Source organism: Pseudomonas sp. Cab53, from assembly GCF_018325965.1.
In the GTDB taxonomy this organism is placed as follows: Bacteria; Pseudomonadota; Gammaproteobacteria; order Pseudomonadales; family Pseudomonadaceae; genus Aquipseudomonas; species Aquipseudomonas chlororaphis_E.
The window spans coordinates 4,748,525-4,767,472 of sequence record NZ_AP021902.1 but is presented as its reverse complement, the minus strand read 5'-3'; the positions used below and the strand labels follow the sequence as shown (position 1 = coordinate 4,767,472).

The window sequence follows — 18,948 nt, the reverse complement described above, 5'->3', positions numbered from 1 at the left end:
ATGTTGATCTTCAATTGCACCGAAGCGGCTTGTAACTTCTTTAGCCGCGTGCACAAAGGCAAGAAAATCACTCCAGTGGAGAAGCCTCCGTCACCCGTTATCGAGGACGATGAGGTGGATGGATTCGCAGAACAGTGGTTGGTCCATGCCATTACTGTCCAACGTAAACATGTGTTGTTCGTCATCCATGTGCAAACCCGTTATTGCATGATCTTCGCTGACGCCAAAAAAGCTGACGTGGAAGGTTTTATTCATCGGTTTTCCGAGCGTTGGATCAACGGCTTGATGCGCCACGCCGGGCAATATGACCTTTTGCACTGGGTCGATGACGAGCCAATGATGGCCCGCTTCCAGGAAAGTTGTCATGAGTCCGTTTTTTACAAGCGCGGCCATCGCGGTGCGCAAAAGCACATCAATGAAATCTCCTGGGTTTTCGAGGATTGCGCCGCTGAGTGGGGAACGTTGCCTTCTGATGAATTCTCCGCAGGCCGCTTTGATGGTGATATGAACAACACCCCGAGAGGCAGCAAGGGGCACAAGGACTATTACTTCCCAGATGAGGAAATGATCATTTACTGGTTGCGGCGTTATGGTGGCCTGGATGAGCCCTGCGTTCAGAAAGCCCGTGAACGACGCATGGAAGTGAAACGGGAGATGCGGGCGTTTGAGCGGCAGCTTGTCCAAGATGGACTATGAACTGAAACACCGGCGCGTGTAGGGTTGCTGTCAGCCCAAGCCGAGATCAGTTATCGGCCAACCCCGGCGCTTCACGAATCATGAAGTGGTCTAGATTCTCAATCTGAGCACTGAACACCCCGAACGTCTGTTCGGGGTTTTTCTTGCTCGGCACCTGTTTCAGCTCCGGTGTCACGCCATAGAAGAAGCAATACAGATCCCGTTCGCTCTCGGCGGCATGCTTGATTTCTTCCAGAAACGCCTTGCGCTTGCGGTAGCTGTCGATCAGCTTCTTGCTCAGGTAAACGTTGACCGAATAAGGCTTCTTCTTCACCTCGCCCGGTAGCTGGGTCCAGACCTTTTGCTCGAAATCGACGCGAAAACTGGCGCTGTGATAATCCTCGATCTTCTTGATCTTGCCCCAGTAGATCAGCCCCTTGTTATCCAGCAAATATTCGATCTTCTTGAAGAACGATGCATAGGGCGCCGTGTGCTCGCCAATCTTCAACGGCATGCGCTTGAGCAGATTCTTGTCGGCGAAGTTCGACACAAAACATTCCACTGGATGGGCGAACACATGGGTCTTGTCCGGCGCTGAATCACGGCTCGGGTGCTCGACTTTATTGCCGGCTGAAGGCACTTGCTCCTCGCGCATGACGTCTGCCGCCACTGCCGGGCTGGACGGCTTACGCAGATACTCACGCCGAGTCAGCAACAACTCCGAAGGGAAGTGTTCCTCCCGACCGTCATCCAATTGCGCAGCATCCGCCTCCAGGCCGGTAGTCGGAGTTTTCAGGCTCGCATAAGGACAACCCTCGACATGCCGCGTGCTGGGAATGTTCTTGAAGTGCGGCGTGCGCACGTAGTTCACATTCTTGGCGTTGAACGTCCCCAACACATTCGCCGCATCGAACGCCGCCCGACAGGCGTCGTTGGGGCACTGGAACTGTTCCTTCGCGGAATCGAAGCCCACCGTCTCGTCGAAATTCAAATCGCGCACGTCATAGATCGACAGCTTGTCGTCGAGGCTGCGGCAGTAGGCGAGGTCGAATTTCATGAGGGGCTCGGGTCCTTGAGTGGGGGGAGGGTATTAATAGCGGGTGGTGGGGGAGTACTGAATGATTTGGCTATCGAGCTTAGGTGAGTCGGTATCAAAATGCCGATTAACTCCACATGCATGTCGTTAGTCGGAATTATATTGCTGAAAAAGCCTGTATGAGTCACATTAGTCGGCATCATAATTCCGATTGTATGGCGCGCTATGGTAGGACAGCTCACGATCCAGGCCTATATCAAAGGCCATTGGCACGACGCAATGGTGCTCTCTGTATCGGACGCTCAAAAGGTCGATGAGTCGCGTTGCGCCGCATCTTACGCTCAGAGTTACCTGGTCGAATTCATCGATAAATTCGAGACGCTCTTCGAGCCTGCCGTCAGCGTCAACCTTCCGTTGAGCTGGAATCCTGTCGATAGCGAAGGGTACCCCCCGTTTGTGTACGACATCATACCGGCCGGCGCCGCCCGTAAATCGTTGCAGCGGCGATTTGGTGGAGAAAGACCGGTTGGGATGGACATGGGCTTTTTCCTTTTGAGCCGCTGCACCCCTTCGCCCATAGGGCACTTGCGCGTGAAGGAGTCTTTCGAGCAAATCGATCAGACCCGCAAGGAGGCCTTTGCCCGCAAAGAGGTCGTAGAGAGGACAAGTGATTTTCTCGAATACGCTTATGAGTCCGGCGCTGCCCTAGGCGGTGCCACTGGCGCCCAGGGCGAAGCGCCGAAGCTGATTATGGTCGAAGGAGAGGATGGCGACCTATATGCCGACGCCATGCTTTGCGACGAGCATGCGCGCCGTCATTGGCTGGTAAAGTTTGCTCGCAACCAGGGCACTGAACGCGACAAGAACATCCTGCGAACGGAATACCATTATTACAAAGCGATCTCTCAGCTTGGTTTGAACACGATAGCCACAGATGGGCTGGTGCTTGAGGAAGCCGACAAGCCGAGCCTGTGGATGCCACGTTTTGATCGGCGGGTCGCTGACGGCGAGGTAGAAAGGATTCCAGTCGAGTCGATTTATTCGGTGTGCGGGAACACCGAACCGGGCTCGAGGATGAACCATGAGGACGTGCTCCGCCGTCTGGTGAATCTGTGGCGCATGAACGGGCAGGACGCAGAGCTTGAGGATTTGGTGTTCGAGTATCTGCGCCGTGACGTGCTTAACCGCATCCTTGGGAACTCGGACAATCATGGACGCAACATGGCCATTTTCAGATATCGAGGCAGATTCGATCTGGCGCCGATCTACGACCTCGCGCCGATGGTGCTCGACCCGGAGGGCGTTACGCGAGCCACTAAATGGGAGTCCGAGCACATGGGAAGTCCCGACTGGAAAACGATCTGCGGATACTTTCAGGACCTGGTAAGCACAGACGTGCTCTTCGAACGTCTGCGCGGAGCGGCTGAGACGTTTCGGGCGTTGCCGGATCTGCTGGTCGATCTTCCAGACGAAGTGAGGCGCGCTCAGTCTATTCCGATGAACAATCTGGACAAGCGCCTGGCCGAGTGGGGGCTTCGATGACAGATAACACCCCCGAACGGCGCAAGGAAATTATCGAAGACATCGCGATGCAGCATGCGCTGGGGAATGAAACCCTCGGAACCGCTGTTCGCCGGTTAAGGCTCGAGGTAACCGGTCTGGATCAGGACACCTTCGCGCTGATGTGCAAGATGTCGACCAAAGCCCTGTACCAGATCGAGAAGGACAAGGGCAATCCGACCCTCAGCACCATCGAATCCATCTTGCGGAAATTCGGTCTTCGCCTGGGGCTGACCACAGCGCTCCAGCCCATTTATGCGCCGCAGCCTGAGCCGCACAAACCGGCCACTTACACGCTGACTCGTGGGGCTAAGCCTCGGCGCAAGTAGACGGGTTGAGCTCCGCGGATCGGTTGCTCTGCGAGCCAATTGAGTGGAAGGGCCCAACCGGATGAGTAAAAGCCCCTTCCTCATCTACTAGCCAGATTTACTCAATCTGAGCAGGCGGGATTTCAGCAGGCGCCTCGCCAATGCAGGCCTCGTCGAACTCGCCCATGGCGGCCTCGTCGATAGCGCCAATTTTCAGCAGTGCTTCTGCCGAACTGTGAATCGACTCGAAGGCCTCACTTTTAAACGCGTTAGCCATTCAATATCTCCAGTAGAAGTTGGACTGAAGCCTTGCTCCATCACCGTGGCGAGGGAGCTTGCTCCCGCTGGGCTGCGCAGCAGACCCTCTTTAACTAAATGTAGTCACTCAACAACCAGCCGCCCAACCCTCTCATACAGCGACAAGGTAAACGCCTCCCGAACACTGGCAAGATGACGCCGCCGATGGCAGTTAAATGCAAAAAACCCCGCTTTCACGGGGTTTTTAGTCGAGCGTCAAATGACAGGGTCCAACTTAGGATTTATCAATCCCAGCTCAACGCCCCACCCGTCTGATACTCAATCACCCGAGTCTCAAAGAAGTTCTTCTCTTTCTTCAAGTCCATGATCTCGCTCATCCAAGGGAACGGGTTCGTCGTGCCTGGATACTCTTCTTTCAGGCCAATCTGCGACAGACGACGGTTGGCGATGAACTTCAGATAGTCCTCCATCATCGCCGCGTTCATACCCAATACGCCGCGAGGCATGGTGTCACGGGCGTATTCGATCTCCAGCTGAGTGCCTTGCAGGATCATCTGGGTCGCTTCTTCCTTCATCTCGGCATCCCACAGGTGCGGGTTTTCGATCTTGATCTGGTTGATCACGTCGATGCCGAAGTTCAGGTGCATGGATTCGTCGCGCAGGATGTACTGGAACTGCTCGGCGACGCCGGTCATCTTGTTGCGGCGGCCCATGGAGAGGATCTGGGTGAAGCCGCAGTAGAAGAAGATGCCTTCCAGGACGCAGTAGTAGGCGATCAGGTTGCGCAGCAACTCCTTGTCGGTTTCCGGGGTGCCGGTTTCGAACTTCGGATCGGAGATCGAGCGGGTGTACTTCAGGCCCCAGGCGGCTTTTTTCGCGACCGATGGGATCTCGTGGTACATGTTGAAGATCTCGCCTTCATCCATGGCCAGCGATTCGATGCAGTACTGGTAGGCGTGGGTGTGGATCGCCTCTTCGAACGCCTGGCGCAGGATGTACTGGCGGCACTCCGGGTTGGTGATCAGGCGATACACGGCCAGGACCAGGTTGTTGGCCACCAGGGAGTCGGCGGTGGAGAAGAAGCCCAGGTTGCGCATTACGATGCGGCGCTCGTCGTCGGTCAGGCCTTCCGGGTTTTTCCAGAGGGCGATGTCGGCGGTCATGTTGACTTCTTGCGGCATCCAGTGGTTTGCGCAGCCGTCCAGGTACTTCTGCCAGGCCCAGTCGTATTTGAAGGGCACGAGCTGGTTGAGGTCGGCGCGGCAGTTGATCATGCGCTTTTCATCGACGGCGACACGGGCGGAGGCGCCTTCGAGTTCGGCGAGGCCTTCGGCGATGTCGAGTTTGTCGAGGGCGGCCTTGGCGCGAATGATCGCGGCCGAGTCGCTGGCCGTCACGGCGCGGGCTTCGAGCGCGGCGGCACCGCCGGCGCTGTCGAGGCGGTCCATGTTGGCTTCAGAAGCGTGGCCGGCATTGGCGCTTTTTACAGCGACTTCGCCGTCTTCTTTGTCGAATTCGTCCCAGCTCAGCATGACGTGTCGTCTCCTGCGTGAGGGCCAGCAACCCGGGGGAGGTCGGCTGGCGGCGGTGGATCTTGGAAAAATCGTTTGTTGCAGCTGACGCAGGCAATAAACAGAAAAATGTACGGGTCGTGCTGAAGCGGCGGTGAACGCGAAGAGGTCATGGGTCTTGGCGTGGGCTTCAGGCTGGCTTGATCCCCTGTAAGGGAATATTGCAGGCCCGTTTAAGGCGGCATTATAAGGACTTTTTTGCCTACGTGGTGCGGCGAAATCGCCCACGGAGGAGCTGACGGACGGCTCATCCGCGTTGGAGCGAGGGTTTACAAGGCTTTGGCCGGATCCGGCTGCCGAAGATTTTTTTTGCCTGGGTCGGATGGCAGGCTTTTTTGCTCAAAAAATGAGCTGTTTTTGCCTTTTTACACTACATGTTGTGTTTGAAAAGGGTTTTCGACGGCTCCAGACACAACCGGGCCCGATCGAAATCGGGCCCTGGAAAATACCGGTAGTGATCAGCCGTTGGAGCAACCGTTGCCCATCACGCTGTAGCGCAGGATGTGGCGCTGGCCCTTGGAATCGTCGTAGACCATCTTCGCCGGGACTACTTCGCAGACATTCGGGATCTCGCTCATGGAAATGACTTTGGCGATGTCCAGGTGAGTGGAGTAGGTGTACTCCTCAACGGCGGGTTTTTGCTGGGCGACATCGCTCGGGGCCTCGTCTGCCATCGCGGTGGCGCACAGGCTGCCGAGGACCAGAACCCATAAAGCTTTCATCTGATTTCACCTTTTTTGAGGTCGAGTGGGGTCACGCAACCTTTTTGGGGTTGCGTGTGGAGCAAGTATTGGAAATTTGATCAACGGCCTTCGTGGGGGCTGTGTTGCGTCAATCGTGTTTGCCGGTTGGCGGGGCTGATTCTAGAGGGGCAGGGTGGATGCAAACAGACTGGGTTTTGATAAAGACTTTTGGTTGATTTGGTAATAATCGGCTGATGTTGGAGGCTGGCTGTTGGATCTGTTCTGGCTGTGCTGTTGTCTTCGCGAGCAAGCTCGCTCCCACAGGAATGGGCTGTGAAAGTGGTCTTGCACGTTAGTACCGACATTTTGTAGGGACTTGTTACTACCATCGTCGAATGGTTCTATAGGCCCGCCCCAGGCTACAACGGGACCATACAAAAACAACTATGTCACCGAGGTAAGAAACATGAGTGCGGCTTCTCTGTATCCCGTTCGCCCCGAGGTTGCGGCCAGTACGTTGACTGACGAGGCGACCTACAAGGCGATGTACCAGCAGTCAGTCGTCAACCCGGATGGCTTCTGGCGCGAGCAGGCCAAGCGCCTGGACTGGATCAAGCCCTTCACCACGGTGAAGCAGACGTCCTTTGACGATCACCATGTCGACATCAAGTGGTTTGCCGATGGCACCTTGAACGTTTCCTACAACTGCCTCGACCGTCACCTGGCCGAGCGTGGCGACCAGGTCGCGATCATCTGGGAGGGCGATGACCCGTCCGAGAGTCGCAACATCACGTATCGCGAGCTGCATGAAGAAGTCTGCAAGTTCGCCAACGCCCTGCGCGGCCAGGACGTGCACCGCGGCGACGTGGTGACCATCTACATGCCGATGATCCCGGAAGCCGTGGTCGCCATGCTGGCCTGTGCCCGGATCGGCGCGATCCACTCGGTGGTGTTCGGTGGCTTCTCCCCCGAGGCCCTGGCCGGCCGGATTATCGACTGCAAATCCAAAGTGGTGATCACCGCCGACGAAGGCATTCGCGCCGGTAAGAAGATCCCGCTCAAGGCCAACGTCGACGACGCGCTGACCAACCCGGAAACCAGCAGCATCCAGAAAGTCATCGTGTGCAAGCGCACCGCGGGCAACATCAAGTGGAACCAGCACCGGGATATCTGGTACGAAGACCTGATGAAAGTCGCCGGCACCGTTTGCGCGCCGAAGGAAATGGGCGCCGAAGAAGCGCTGTTCATCCTCTACACCTCCGGCTCCACCGGCAAGCCCAAGGGCGTGCAACACACCACGGCCGGCTACCTGCTCTACGCGGCCCTGACCCACGAGCGCGTGTTCGACTACAAGCCGGGCGAAGTCTACTGGTGCACCGCCGACGTCGGTTGGGTCACCGGCCACAGCTACATCGTCTATGGCCCGTTGGCCAATGGCGCGACCACGGTGCTGTTCGAAGGTGTGCCGAACTACCCGGACATCACTCGGGTGGCCAAGGTCATCGACAAGCATAAGGTCAGTATCCTCTACACCGCGCCGACCGCGATCCGCGCGATGATGGCGTCGGGCACCGCCGCCGTCGAAGGCGCCGATGGCAGCAGCCTGCGCCTGTTGGGGTCGGTGGGTGAGCCGATCAACCCGGAAGCGTGGGACTGGTACTACAAGAATGTCGGCAAGGAACGTTGCCCGATCGTCGACACCTGGTGGCAAACCGAGACCGGTGGCGTGTTGATCAGTCCATTGCCGGGCGCCACGGCGTTGAAACCGGGCTCGGCCACTCGTCCATTCTTCGGCGTGGTGCCGGCGCTGGTGGACAACCTCGGCAACCTGATCGAAGGCGCCGCCGAAGGCAACCTGGTGATCCTCGATTCGTGGCCAGGCCAGGCGCGCACGCTGTACGGCGACCACGACCGCTTCGTCGACACCTACTTCAAGACCTTCAGTGGCATGTACTTCACCGGTGACGGTGCGCGTCGCGACGAGGACGGCTACTACTGGATCACCGGTCGCGTGGACGACGTGCTCAACGTGTCCGGCCACCGCATGGGCACCGCCGAGATCGAAAGCGCCATGGTCGCCCACCCGAAAGTCGCCGAAGCGGCGGTGGTGGGTGTGCCGCACGACATCAAGGGGCAGGGCATCTACGTCTACGTGACCCTCAATGCGGGCGAGGAAAGCAGCGAGGCCCTGCGCCTGGAGTTGAAGAACTGGGTGCGCAAGGAAATCGGTCCGATCGCCTCGCCAGATGTCATCCAGTGGGCACCGGGCCTGCCGAAAACCCGCTCCGGCAAGATCATGCGCCGCATTCTGCGCAAGATCGCCACGGCGGAATACGACGCGCTGGGTGACATTTCCACCCTGGCCGACCCAGGCGTGGTGGCGCACCTGATCGAGACGCACAAGACCATGAACGTCGCCTGACGGCGGATTTGTGATCCCTGAAAGCCCGGAACGGTGTGAGCTGTTCCGGGCTTTTTTTGTATGTGCGCATTCCCGTGTGGTGAGGATGCTTTTGTGACGAGAGGATTTATCCCCGCTGGGCTGCGAAGCGGCCCTAAACCCTGACACCTCGGTCTGCCCGACAGATTGAGCCGCCTGTCTTGGGGCTGCTGTGCAGCCCAGCGGGGATAAATCCCCTCGCCACAGGGTTCGGTGTCCGAAAGACTCTGGCATCTGGCTTTGGGGCTGCTTCGCCGCCCAGCGGGAGCAAGCTCCCTCGCCACAGGAGGAATGAATAAATATCGATCTTCAACGTCAGACGCTTGCAGGCGTTACCGATGTTTCGAAATGTGTAACCAAACGCGCCCGTCCGAGGCGATGGGAAACGCCGAGCCCTGTTCCAGGGCATTTTCAGCCCGTGGACAAAATTAGCCGACACGCTGTGCTTGCCGGATTAGAAGGGTTTGCGAATAATGGGCCCGCAATTTGCAACATAGATCGGTTTCCCTTCTTTTGCTCTTGCATGAATTTGCGGGGCTGTCAATGTCCTTGAAAGGCTTTCTCGGTGCTTCTGTAATTTGTTGTCGCATTGAAGAAATATCGGCCTCGGGCCTGTCGTTAGAATGCCGATCACTCGCTCGTCGTGGCGTGCGTTGAATAAAACGTTCGCTTCCTAGGACGCAGCACCGGAATTCGTTTCACTCATTCGCATATTGGGCTGTTGCTCACTCTGCCGTTTTTGCCCTTTACCGATGGAGTTCCAAGATGAAGAAACTCGTGCTGCTTGGCGCCCTGGCACTGTCCGTGCTGTCCCTGCCGACATTCGCTGATGAAAAGCCCCTGAAGATCGGTATCGAGGCGGCGTACCCTCCGTTCGCCTCGAAAGCCCCGGACGGCAGCATCGTCGGTTTCGACTACGACATCGGCAATGCGCTGTGCGAAGAGATGAAGGTCAAGTGCGTGTGGGTCGAGCAAGAGTTCGACGGCCTGATCCCGGCGCTCAAGGTCCGCAAGATCGACGCGATCCTGTCGTCCATGTCGATCACCGAAGACCGCAAGAAATCCGTTGATTTCACCAACAAGTACTACAACACCCCGGCCCGCCTGGTCATGAAGGCCGGCACCCAGGTCAGCGAAGGCCTGACCGAGCTCAAGGGCAAGAACATCGGCGTGCAGCGCGGTTCGATCCACGAGCGTTTCGCCCGTGAAGTCCTGGCCCCGCTGGGTGCCGAGATCAAACCGTACGGCTCGCAGAACGAAATCTACCTGGATGTCGCTGCCGGTCGTCTCGACGGCACCGTGGCCGACGCAACGCTGCTGGATGACGGCTTCCTGAAGACCGACGCCGGCAAGGGCTTCGCGTTCGTTGGTCCGGCCTTCACCGATGAGAAGTATTTCGGTGACGGTATCGGTATCGCGGTGCGCAAGGGCGACGCCCTGAAAGACAAGATCAACAGTGCGATTGCCGCCATTCGCGAGAACGGCAAGTACAAGCAGATCCAGGACAAGTACTTCACCTTCGACATCTACGGCAAGTAACACCGTCCCGCCACTCGTGAGAAATGGCGCAAGCACCAGGCTCCCTGCGGTTTGCGCCATTTTTTCATCCCATTTTCGAGGACCTGAATCATGTTGAAAGGCTACGGGGCTGTCATCCTCGATGGCGCATGGTTGACGCTTCAGCTCGCCTTGTCGTCCATGGCCCTGGCCATCGTCCTGGGGCTGATCGGTGTCGCGTTGCGTCTTTCGCCGGTGCGCTGGCTGGCGTGGCTGGGCGACCTGTATTCCACGGTCATTCGCGGCATTCCCGACCTGGTGCTGATTCTGCTGATTTTCTACGGCGGCCAGGACCTGCTCAATCGCTTGGCGCCGATGCTCGGTTATGACGATTACATCGACCTCAATCCGCTGGCGGCCGGTATCGGCACCCTGGGGTTCATCTTCGGTGCGTACCTGTCGGAAACCTTTCGCGGCGCGTTCATGGCCATCCCCAAGGGGCAGGCTGAGGCGGGCATGGCATATGGCATGAGCGGCTTGCAGGTGTTCTTCCGGGTGATGGTGCCGCAGATGATTCGCCTGGCCATTCCCGGCTTCACCAACAACTGGCTGGTGTTGACCAAGGCGACCGCGCTGATTTCGGTGGTGGGCCTGCAAGACATGATGTTCAAGGCCAAGCAGGCGGCGGATGCCACTCGCGAGCCTTTCACCTTCTTCCTGGCGGTGGCGGCGATGTACCTGGTGATCACCAGCGTCTCGTTGCTGGCACTGCGTCACCTTGAGAAGCGCTACTCGGTAGGCGTAAGGGCGGCTGATCTATGATCTTCGACTACAACGTCATCTATGAAGCCTTGCCGCTGTATTTCAGTGGCTTGCTGACCACCCTCAAGCTGCTGGCGCTGTCGCTGTTCTTCGGCCTGCTGGCGGCGCTGCCCCTGGGGCTGATGCGGGTGTCCAAGCAGCCGGTCGTGAACATGAGCGCCTGGCTCTACACCTACGTGATTCGCGGCACGCCGATGCTGGTGCAGTTGTTCCTGATCTACTACGGCCTGGCACAGTTCGAGTTCGTGCGCGAGAGCTTCCTCTGGCCTTGGCTGTCCAGTGCGACCTTCTGCGCGTGCCTGGCGTTCGCCATCAACACCAGTGCCTACACCGCCGAGATCATCGCCGGCAGCCTGCGGGCCACGCCCAACGGTGAAATCGAGGCGGCCAAGGCCATGGGCATGTCGCGCTTCACGCTGTATCGCCGGATCCTGCTGCCGTCGGCCCTGCGCCGGGCGCTGCCGCAATACAGCAACGAAGTGATCATGATGCTGCAGACCACCAGCCTGGCGTCCATCGTGACCCTGATCGACATCACGGGTGCCGCGCGCACGGTCAATGCGCAGTATTACCTGCCGTTCGAGGCCTACATCACGGCCGGTGTCTTCTACCTGTGCCTGACCTTCATCCTGGTGCGCCTGTTCAAACTGGCCGAACGCCGCTGGCTGGTTTACCTGGCCCCGCGCAAGCACTGATAACGCATCGATCCGATCGACTGCTCAACGAATGACGTTTTGTGAGAACCGACCGCATGTACAAGCTTGAAGTCCAAGACCTGCATAAACGCTATGGCAGTCACGAAGTGCTCAAGGGCGTGTCCCTGAAGGCTGCCGCTGGCGATGTGATCAGCATCATCGGCTCCAGTGGCTCCGGCAAGAGCACGTTCCTGCGTTGCATCAACCTGCTTGAGCAACCCCATGCCGGCAAGATCCTGCTCAACAACGAAGAGTTGAAGCTGGTGGCGGGCAAGGATGGCGCGATGAAGGCCGCGGACCCCAAGCAACTGCAACGCATGCGTTCGCGGCTGTCGATGGTGTTCCAGCATTTCAACCTGTGGTCGCACATGACCGCCCTGGAAAACATCATGGAAGCGCCGGTGCATGTGCTGGGCGTTGCCAAGGCCGAGGCCCGCGAGAAGGCCGAGCACTACCTGAACAAAGTGGGCGTGGCTCATCGCAAGGACGCCTACCCGGGCCACATGTCCGGCGGCGAGCAACAGCGCGTGGCGATTGCCCGGGCGCTGGCGATGGAGCCGGAAGTGATGTTGTTCGATGAGCCGACATCGGCCCTCGACCCGGAGCTGGTGGGTGATGTGCTCAAGGTGATGCAGGCCCTGGCCCAGGAAGGGCGGACGATGGTGGTGGTGACCCACGAAATGGGCTTTGCCCGCGAAGTGTCGAACCAGTTGGTGTTCCTGCACAAGGGTATCGTCGAAGAGCGCGGTAACCCGCGTGAAGTGCTGGTCAATCCGCAATCGGAGCGCCTGCAGCAATTTCTTTCGGGCAGCCTCAAGTAATCGCTCCCGTTTCGCACCCGATTTAGGTCATGCTGCGCACCGCGCGCCAGATGGTCTAACTTGGTTGCAGCCGCTTCTGGCTTTAACACTGTTTTCGCTTTGGATTGCCCGCCATGACCGCCCATCGAATTGGTTTCCTGATTTGGCCCAGCACGAAAGCCTTGACGCTGGCGCTGGCCGAGGAGGCCTTGCGTGTTGCCCAGCGGGTGCATCCAGAGGTGGTCTACGAGCTCTCGTTCCTGCAAGCCGAGCCGGCGGTCGAAGGCGCCTGGCAATTGCCCGGCGAACCCTGGGCCGGCAAGCTCGAAGGCTTCCAGAAGCTGTTCCTGCTGGCCGATGAGCCGCCGACCGTGCTCGCCTCTTCCCTGGGCAGCGCCCTCAAGCAGTTGGTGCGGGCCGGGTGCGTGATCGGGGGCTTGTCCGCCGGTGTCTATCCCCTGGCCCAATTGGGGCTGCTCGACGGTTACCGCGCTGCCGTGCACTGGCGCTGGCAGGATGATTTCTCCGAACGCTTTCCCAAGGTCATTGCCACCAGCCATCTGTTCGATTGGGACCGCGATCGCCTGACCGCCTGCGGCGGCATGTCGGTGCTCGACCTGCTGTTGGCGGTGCTGGCCCGGGACCACGGCGCGGAACTGGCCGGTGCGGTGTCGGAAGAGCTGGTGGTCGAGCGCATCCGCGAGGGCGGCGAGCGCCAGCGCATCCCGTTGCAGAACCGCCTCGGCTCCAGTCACCCGAAGCTCACCCAGGCGGTGTTGCTGATGGAAGCGAACATCGAAGAGCCGCTGACCACCGACGAAATCGCCCAGCATGTGTGCGTGTCCCGCCGGCAACTGGAGCGGATCTTCAAGCAGTACCTCAACCGCGTACCCAGCCAGTATTACCTGGAGCTGCGCCTGAACAAGGCCCGGCAGATGCTGATGCAAACCAGCAAATCCATCATCCAGATCGGCTTGTCCTGCGGGTTCTCCTCGGGCCCGCATTTCTCCAGCGCCTACCGCAACTTCTTCGGCGCGACCCCCCGCGAAGACCGCAACCAGCGACGCAGCAGCAGCCCGTTCGAATTGTCGTCGGTGCCGTCCGAGCGCGGCTAGCACTGGCGCGGTCCTCGTGGTGGCAGCTTACTCTGTGGCGAGGGGATTTATCCCCGCTGGGGCGCGAAGCGCCCCCAAAACCCGGCACCTCGGTGTGCCAGACAGATTAGATTGACTGTTTCAGGGCTGCTTCGCAGCCCAGCGGGGATAAATCCCCTCGCCACAGATAAGCCCCTCCCAAGCTACAGTTGCGCCCGACAAGGGAAATGTGGAAGCGAGTGCCTCAAACCCCCTGGCAACGTTTAAACTGCGCCTTTGCGACGCAATTTGTCGCATTGCCGTAAACCCGCTGAAAACGTGGGTTGGCGCTATAAGAAGTTGTCGCTTGGCGACAAGGCCGGGCTGAAAACTGTCCTTACAATCCCTTCATCGCTCGCCATTCCAGGCGAGTGTTTCTCTTCAGGAGACTCCGATGTCCGTTGAGCAAGCCGCGGTACAACGCGCCGATTTTGACCAGGTCATGGTGCCCAACTATGCCCCTGCTGCCTTCATACCTGTGCGTGGCGCCGGTTCGCGCGTGTGGGACCAGTCTGGTCGCGAGCTGATCGACTTTGCCGGCGGTATCGCAGTCAACGTGCTGGGGCATGCCCACCCGGCGCTGGTCGGTGCACTGACCGAGCAGGCCAACAAGCTGTGGCACGTGTCCAACGTATTCACCAATGAGCCGGCCCTGCGCCTGGCCCACAAGTTGATCGACGCGACCTTCGCCGAGCGCGCTTTTTTCTGCAACTCCGGCGCCGAAGCCAACGAGGCCGCCTTCAAGCTGGCCCGTCGCGTGGCGTTCGATCGCTATGGCAGCGAGAAGTACGAAATCATCGCCGCACTCAACAGTTTCCATGGCCGCACGCTGTTTACCGTCAACGTCGGCGGACAGTCGAAGTACTCCGACGGTTTCGGGCCTAAAATCACCGGCATCACCCACGTTCCCTATAATGACCTGGCCGCGTTGAAAGCGGCTGTTTCGGACAAGACCTGCGCCGTGGTGCTGGAGCCGATCCAGGGCGAGGGCGGTGTGCTGCCGGCCGAGCTGGCCTACCTGCAAGGCGCCCGCGAGCTGTGCGATGCGCACAATGCACTGCTGGTGTTCGACGAAGTGCAGACCGGCATGGGCCGCAGCGGCGAGCTGTTCGCCTACATGCACTACGGCGTGATCCCGGACATCCTCACCAGCGCCAAGAGCCTGGGCGGTGGTTTCCCGATCGCGGCGATGCTCACCACCGAGGCGCTGGCCAAGCACCTGGTGGTTGGCACCCACGGCACCACCTACGGCGGCAACCCGTTGGCGTGCGCGGTGGCCGAAGCGGTGATCGACGTGGTCAATACCCCGCAGGTGCTCGGCGGCGTCAAGGCCAAGCATGACAAGTTCAAGACCCGCCTGGAGCAGATCGGCCAGAAGTACGGCCTGTTCACCGAGGTGCGCGGTCTGGGCCTGTTGATCGGCTGCGTGCTGAACGATGCCTGGAAAGGCAAGGCCAAGGACATCTTCAACGCCGCCGAACAGGAAGGCCTGATGATCCTGCAAGCCGGCCCGGACGTGATTCGTTTCGCCCCGAGCCTGGTGGTGGAAGACGCCGACATCGACGCCGGCCTGGACCGTTTCGAGAAGGCTGCGGCGAAGCTGACCCAGGCTTGATCCATTTCAGCTGAACCGGGTCCACTGTGGGAGCGAGCGTGCTCGCGAAAGCGGTGGTCCTGCTTGCATCAATGTTGAATGTGCCACCGCCATCGCGAGCAAGCTCGCTCCCACAGAGGGCGGTGGTCACAGACGGGCAGTAAACCCGGTATTTTTTCTTGTGTATCGATCCTTTCGGTCGAACCCTTTATTTCAAGTTAAGGAGTGACACCATGCTGGTGATGCGCCCCGCGCAAATGGCTGATCTGGGCGAGGTACAGCGTCTGGCTGCGGACAGTCCGATCGGTGTCACTTCCTTGCCGGATGACGTGGAACGCTTGAGCGACAAGATCGCCGCGAGCGAAGCCTCGTTTGCCGCCGAAGTCAGTTTCAACGGCGAGGAGAGCTATTTCTTTGTTCTTGAAGACACCGCCACCGGCAAGTTGGCGGGCTGTTCGGCGATCGTCGCGTCGGCGGGCTATTCCGAACCGTTCTACAGCTTTCGCAATGAAACCTTCGTCCACGCCTCCCGTGAGCTGAAGATCCACAACAAGATCCACGTGCTCTCCCAGTGCCACGACCTGACCGGCAACAGCCTGCTGACCAGCTTCTACGTGGTCCCGGAACTGGTCGGCTCGCCGTGGTCGGAACTCAACTCCCGTGGACGCCTGCTGTTCGTCGCCAGCCACCCGGAGCGCTTCGCCGATTCGGTGGTGACCGAGATCGTCGGCTACAGCGACGAGAACGGTGATTCGCCATTCTGGGACGCCATCGGGCGCAATTTCTTCGACCTCAACTACGCCGCCGCCGAGCGTCTGTGCGGGCTGAAAAGCCGCACCTTCCTCGCCGAGCTGATGCCCCATTACCCGATCTACGTGCCGCTGTTGCCGGACGCCGCCCAGGAAGCCATGGGCCAGGTCCACCCGCGCGCGCAGATCACCTTCGACATCCTGATGCGCGAGGGTTTCGAGACCGATCACTACATCGACATCTTCGATGGCGGCCCGACCCTGCATGCCCGTGTCTCGGGGATCCGCTCGATTGCCCAGAGCCGCGTGGTGCCGGTCAAGATCGGCGAACCGGTCAAGGGCGCCGGCCGGCAATACCTGGTGGCCAATGCCCTGTTGCAGGATTACCGCGCTGTGCTGCTGGAGCTGGATTACGCGCCGGGCAAGCCTGTGACGCTGGACATGGAAGCGGCCGAGGCCCTGGGTGTCGGCGAAGGTGCCAGCGTACGCCTGGTGGCGGTTTAATGAGTTTCGCGGGTGGCGTGAGCGGCCCGTCTGAGGAGATAGCATGATCGTTCGTCCCGTACGCAGCAGCGATTTACCCGCTCTGATCGCCCTGGCCCGTAGCACCGGCACCGGCCTGACCACCTTGCCGGCCAACGAAGAGCGCCTGGCCCATCGGGTCGGCTGGGCCGAGAAGACCTTTCGCGGTGAAGCGGGGCGCGGTGACGCGGACTATCTGTTCGTGCTCGAAGACGACGACGGTCGGGTGGTGGGGATCTCCGCCATCGCCGGTGCCGTGGGGCTGCGTGAGCCCTGGTACAACTTCCGGGTCGGCCTGACGGTCAGCGCTTCCCAGGAGTTGAACATCTACCGGGAGATCCCGACGCTGTTCCTGGCCAACGACCTGACCGGTAATTCCGAACTCTGCTCGTTGTTCCTGCACGCCGACTACCGCAATGGCCTCAACGGCCGCCTGCTGGCCAAGGCACGGATGCTGTTCATCGCCGAATTCGCGCATCTGTTCGGCAACAAGATCATCGCCGAAATGCGCGGCATGTCCGACGACCACGGCCGCTCGCCGTTCTGGGAAAGCCTGGGCCGGCACTTCTTCAAGATGGAATTCAGCCAGGCCGACTACCTGACCGGGGTGGGCAACAAGGCGTTCATCGCCGAACTGATGCCCAAGTTCCCGCTCTACACCTGCTTCCTGTCCGAAGACGCCCGGGCCGTGATTGGCCAGGTGCATCCGGACACGGAGCCGGCGCTGTCGATGCTCAAGAGCGAAGGCTTCAGTTACCAGGGCTACGTCGACATTTTCGACGCCGGCCCGGCCGTGGAATGCGAGACCGGCAAGATCCGCGCGATTCGCGACAGCCAGGCGCTGGTGCTCGCCATCGGCACCCCGGGCGATGACGCCACGCCGTTCCTCATCCATAACCGCAAGCGCGAAGACTGCCGCATCACGGCAGCCCCGGCGCGCTTCGCCGCGGGCACCCTGGTGGTCGATCCGCTGACCGCCAAACGCCTTCAACTCAACGCCGGCGACCAGGTACGTGCCGTTGCGTTGTCCGCTGCTCGGGAGTCGAAATAATGAATTCGCTGTACATCGCAGGCAGTTGGCTGGAAGGCCAGGGTGACGTCTTCGAGTCGTTGAACCCGGTGACCCAGCAGGTGTTGTGGGCAGGCAAGGGCGCCACGGCGGCGCAAGTGGAGTCAGCCGTGCAGGCGGCGCGCCAGGCGTTCCCGGAGTGGGCCCGGCGTTCGCTGGATGAGCGCATCCAGGTACTGGAAGCCTTTGCCGCGACCCTGAAAAATCGCGCCGACGAACTGGCCCGCTGCATCGGTGAAGAAACGGGCAAGCCGTTGTGGGAAGCGGCCACCGAAGTCACCAGCATGGTCAACAAGGTGGCGATCTCGATCCAGAGCTACCGTGAGCGCACCGGGGAAAAGAGCGCCCCCCTGGGCGATGCCACGGCCGTGCTGCGGCACAAGCCTCACGGCGTGGTGGCGGTGTTCGGCCCGTACAATTTCCCCGGTCACCTGCCGAACGGGCACATCGTGCCGGCACTGCTGGCGGGCAACAGCGTGCTGTTCAAGCCCAGTGAGCTGACGCCGAAAGTCGCCGAGCTGACGGTCCAGTGCTGGGTCGAGGCCGGCCTGCCGGCGGGCGTGCTGAACCTGCTGCAAGGTGCGCGGGAAACCGGCATCGCCCTGGCGGCGAACCCGGGCATCGACGGGTTGTTTTTCACCGGTTCGAGCCGCACTGGCAATCTGCTGCATCAACAATTCTCCGGGCGCCCGGACAAGATCCTGGCGCTGGAAATGGGCGGTAACAACCCGCTGGTGGTGGACGAGGTGGCGGACGTCGAGGCGGCGGTCTACACCATCATCCAGTCGGCCTTCATTTCTGCCGGGCAGCGCTGCACCTGCGCGCGCCGCCTGCTGGTGCCGGAAGGCGCCTGGGGCGATGCGTTGCTGGCGCGCCTGGTGGCGGTCAGCGCGGCCCTGCAGGTGGGGGCCTTCGACCAGCAACCGGCGCCGTTCATGGGCTCGGTGATTTCCCTCGGCGCCGCGAAAGCGCTGATGGATGCGCAGAACCACCTGCTGGGCAAGGGCGCCGTGCCGCTGCTGGCCATGACCCAGCCCCAGGCCCAGGCGGCCTTGCTGACCCCAGGCATCCTCGACGTGACGGCCGTGGCCGAGCGTCCGGACGAAGAGCTGTTCGGGCCGTTGCTGCAAGTGATTCGCTACGCGGATTTCCCCGCGGCGATCGCCGAGGCCAACAACACGCAATATGGCCTGGCCGCCGGGTTGCTGTCGGACTCGGAGGCACGTTACCAGCAGTTCTGGCTGCAAAGCCGTGCCGGTATCGTCAACTGGAACAAACAACTGACCGGCGCCGCCAGCAGCGCGCCGTTCGGCGGTGTGGGTGCTTCGGGCAACCATCGCGCCAGTGCTTACTACGCGGCCGATTATTGCGCATACCCGGTGGCATCCCTGGAAACGCCGAGCCTCGTCATGCCGGCTGCCCTGACCCCCGGCGTGAGAATGGTGTGAACCCCGATCGCGAGCAAGCTCGCTCCCACAAGGACAGTGCAAGGCCCTGTGGGAGCGAGCTTGCTCGCGATAGCCGCGCCGCGGTTGT

17 protein-coding genes are annotated in these 18,948 nt (G+C 60.3%); 13 read left to right on the top strand and 4 right to left on the bottom strand.

What is annotated here, in order from left to right; all coding sequences use genetic code 11:
• Window positions 1-696: a hypothetical protein gene (locus KI241_RS20735; protein WP_212802948.1), complete on the top strand. Its 696-nt coding sequence runs from the start codon at window positions 1-3 to the stop codon at window positions 694-696.
• Between the two features lie 46 nt (window positions 697-742).
• On the opposite strand, the gene KI241_RS20730 is transcribed toward KI241_RS20735, so the two are convergent.
• A complete protein-coding gene (locus KI241_RS20730) occupies window positions 743-1,732 on the bottom strand; it encodes a hypothetical protein (protein ID WP_212802947.1) in 990 nt (329 codons plus the stop codon).
• Window positions 1,733-1,936: 204 nt separating this feature from the next.
• On the opposite strand from KI241_RS20730, the gene KI241_RS20725 reads away from it, so the two are divergent.
• Entirely contained in the window at window positions 1,937-3,253 is a 1,317-nt protein-coding gene (locus KI241_RS20725; RefSeq protein WP_212802946.1) for a HipA domain-containing protein, read from the top strand.
• Window positions 3,250-3,600 carry a helix-turn-helix transcriptional regulator gene (locus KI241_RS20720; protein WP_080922158.1) on the top strand — a complete coding sequence of 117 codons (351 nt, stop codon included), beginning with the start codon at window positions 3,250-3,252 and terminating at the stop codon, window positions 3,598-3,600. The genes KI241_RS20725 and KI241_RS20720 overlap by 4 nt, the downstream gene beginning before the upstream one ends.
• A 97-nt stretch (window positions 3,601-3,697) precedes the next feature.
• On the opposite strand, the gene KI241_RS20715 is transcribed toward KI241_RS20720, so the two are convergent.
• The 3 genes from KI241_RS20715 to KI241_RS20705 all read right to left on the bottom strand — a co-directional run bounded on the left by KI241_RS20715 (window position 3,698) and on the right by KI241_RS20705 (window position 6,130).
• Window positions 3,698-3,856 (bottom strand): hypothetical protein, encoded by a 159-nt coding sequence (locus tag KI241_RS20715; RefSeq protein ID WP_042732384.1) that lies wholly within the window; start codon window positions 3,854-3,856, stop codon window positions 3,698-3,700.
• A gap of 265 nt (window positions 3,857-4,121) precedes the next feature.
• On the bottom strand, window positions 4,122-5,369 hold the full coding sequence (locus KI241_RS20710) for a ribonucleotide-diphosphate reductase subunit beta (RefSeq protein ID WP_042732385.1): 1,248 nt from the start codon (window positions 5,367-5,369) through the stop codon (window positions 4,122-4,124).
• 497 nt (window positions 5,370-5,866) lie between these two features.
• Entirely contained in the window at window positions 5,867-6,130 is a 264-nt protein-coding gene (locus KI241_RS20705) for a DUF2790 domain-containing protein (protein ID WP_042732386.1), read from the bottom strand.
• A 427-nt stretch (window positions 6,131-6,557) separates the two neighbouring features.
• Here KI241_RS20705 and acs point away from each other — a divergent pair, with 427 nt between their 5' ends.
• The 10 genes from acs (at window position 6,558) to astD (ending at window position 18,860) form a co-directional block, all read left to right on the top strand.
• Window positions 6,558-8,513, top strand: a complete 1,956-nt coding sequence (gene acs, locus KI241_RS20700; protein ID WP_042732387.1) for an acetate--CoA ligase — start codon at window positions 6,558-6,560, stop codon at window positions 8,511-8,513.
• Between the two features lie 783 nt (window positions 8,514-9,296).
• Complete coding sequence (locus tag KI241_RS20695) at window positions 9,297-10,070, top strand: ABC transporter substrate-binding protein (protein ID WP_047736557.1); 774 nt, start codon at window positions 9,297-9,299, stop codon at window positions 10,068-10,070.
• Window positions 10,071-10,160: 90 nt separating this feature from the next.
• A complete protein-coding gene (locus tag KI241_RS20690; protein ID WP_047736556.1) occupies window positions 10,161-10,850 on the top strand; it encodes an ABC transporter permease in 690 nt (229 codons plus the stop codon).
• Window positions 10,847-11,545 carry an ABC transporter permease gene (locus tag KI241_RS20685; protein ID WP_042732893.1) on the top strand — a complete coding sequence of 233 codons (699 nt, stop codon included), beginning with the start codon at window positions 10,847-10,849 and terminating at the stop codon, window positions 11,543-11,545. The genes KI241_RS20690 and KI241_RS20685 overlap by 4 nt, the downstream gene beginning before the upstream one ends.
• Window positions 11,546-11,601: 56 nt before the next feature.
• A complete protein-coding gene (locus tag KI241_RS20680; protein WP_042732894.1) occupies window positions 11,602-12,366 on the top strand; it encodes an ATP-binding cassette domain-containing protein in 765 nt (254 codons plus the stop codon).
• A 113-nt stretch (window positions 12,367-12,479) separates the two neighbouring features.
• The gene (gene argR, locus KI241_RS20675) at window positions 12,480-13,460 is read left to right on the top strand and encodes a transcriptional regulator ArgR (RefSeq protein WP_042732895.1); all 981 of its coding nucleotides are present in this window, start codon (window positions 12,480-12,482) and stop codon (window positions 13,458-13,460) included.
• A gap of 412 nt (window positions 13,461-13,872) precedes the next feature.
• A complete protein-coding gene (locus tag KI241_RS20670; protein ID WP_042728519.1) occupies window positions 13,873-15,093 on the top strand; it encodes an aspartate aminotransferase family protein in 1,221 nt (406 codons plus the stop codon).
• Window positions 15,094-15,305: 212 nt separating this feature from the next.
• A complete protein-coding gene (gene aruF / locus KI241_RS20665) occupies window positions 15,306-16,325 on the top strand; it encodes an arginine/ornithine succinyltransferase subunit alpha (protein ID WP_042728518.1) in 1,020 nt (339 codons plus the stop codon).
• 43 nt (window positions 16,326-16,368) lie between these two features.
• Window positions 16,369-17,394, top strand: coding sequence for an arginine N-succinyltransferase (gene astA / locus KI241_RS20660; RefSeq protein WP_042728517.1), 1,026 nt, complete (start codon window positions 16,369-16,371; stop codon window positions 17,392-17,394).
• On the top strand, window positions 17,391-18,860 hold the full coding sequence (gene astD, locus KI241_RS20655; RefSeq protein ID WP_185057644.1) for a succinylglutamate-semialdehyde dehydrogenase: 1,470 nt from the start codon (window positions 17,391-17,393) through the stop codon (window positions 18,858-18,860). The genes astA and astD overlap by 4 nt, the downstream gene beginning before the upstream one ends.
• The last annotated feature ends 88 nt before the right edge of the window (window positions 18,861-18,948 follow it).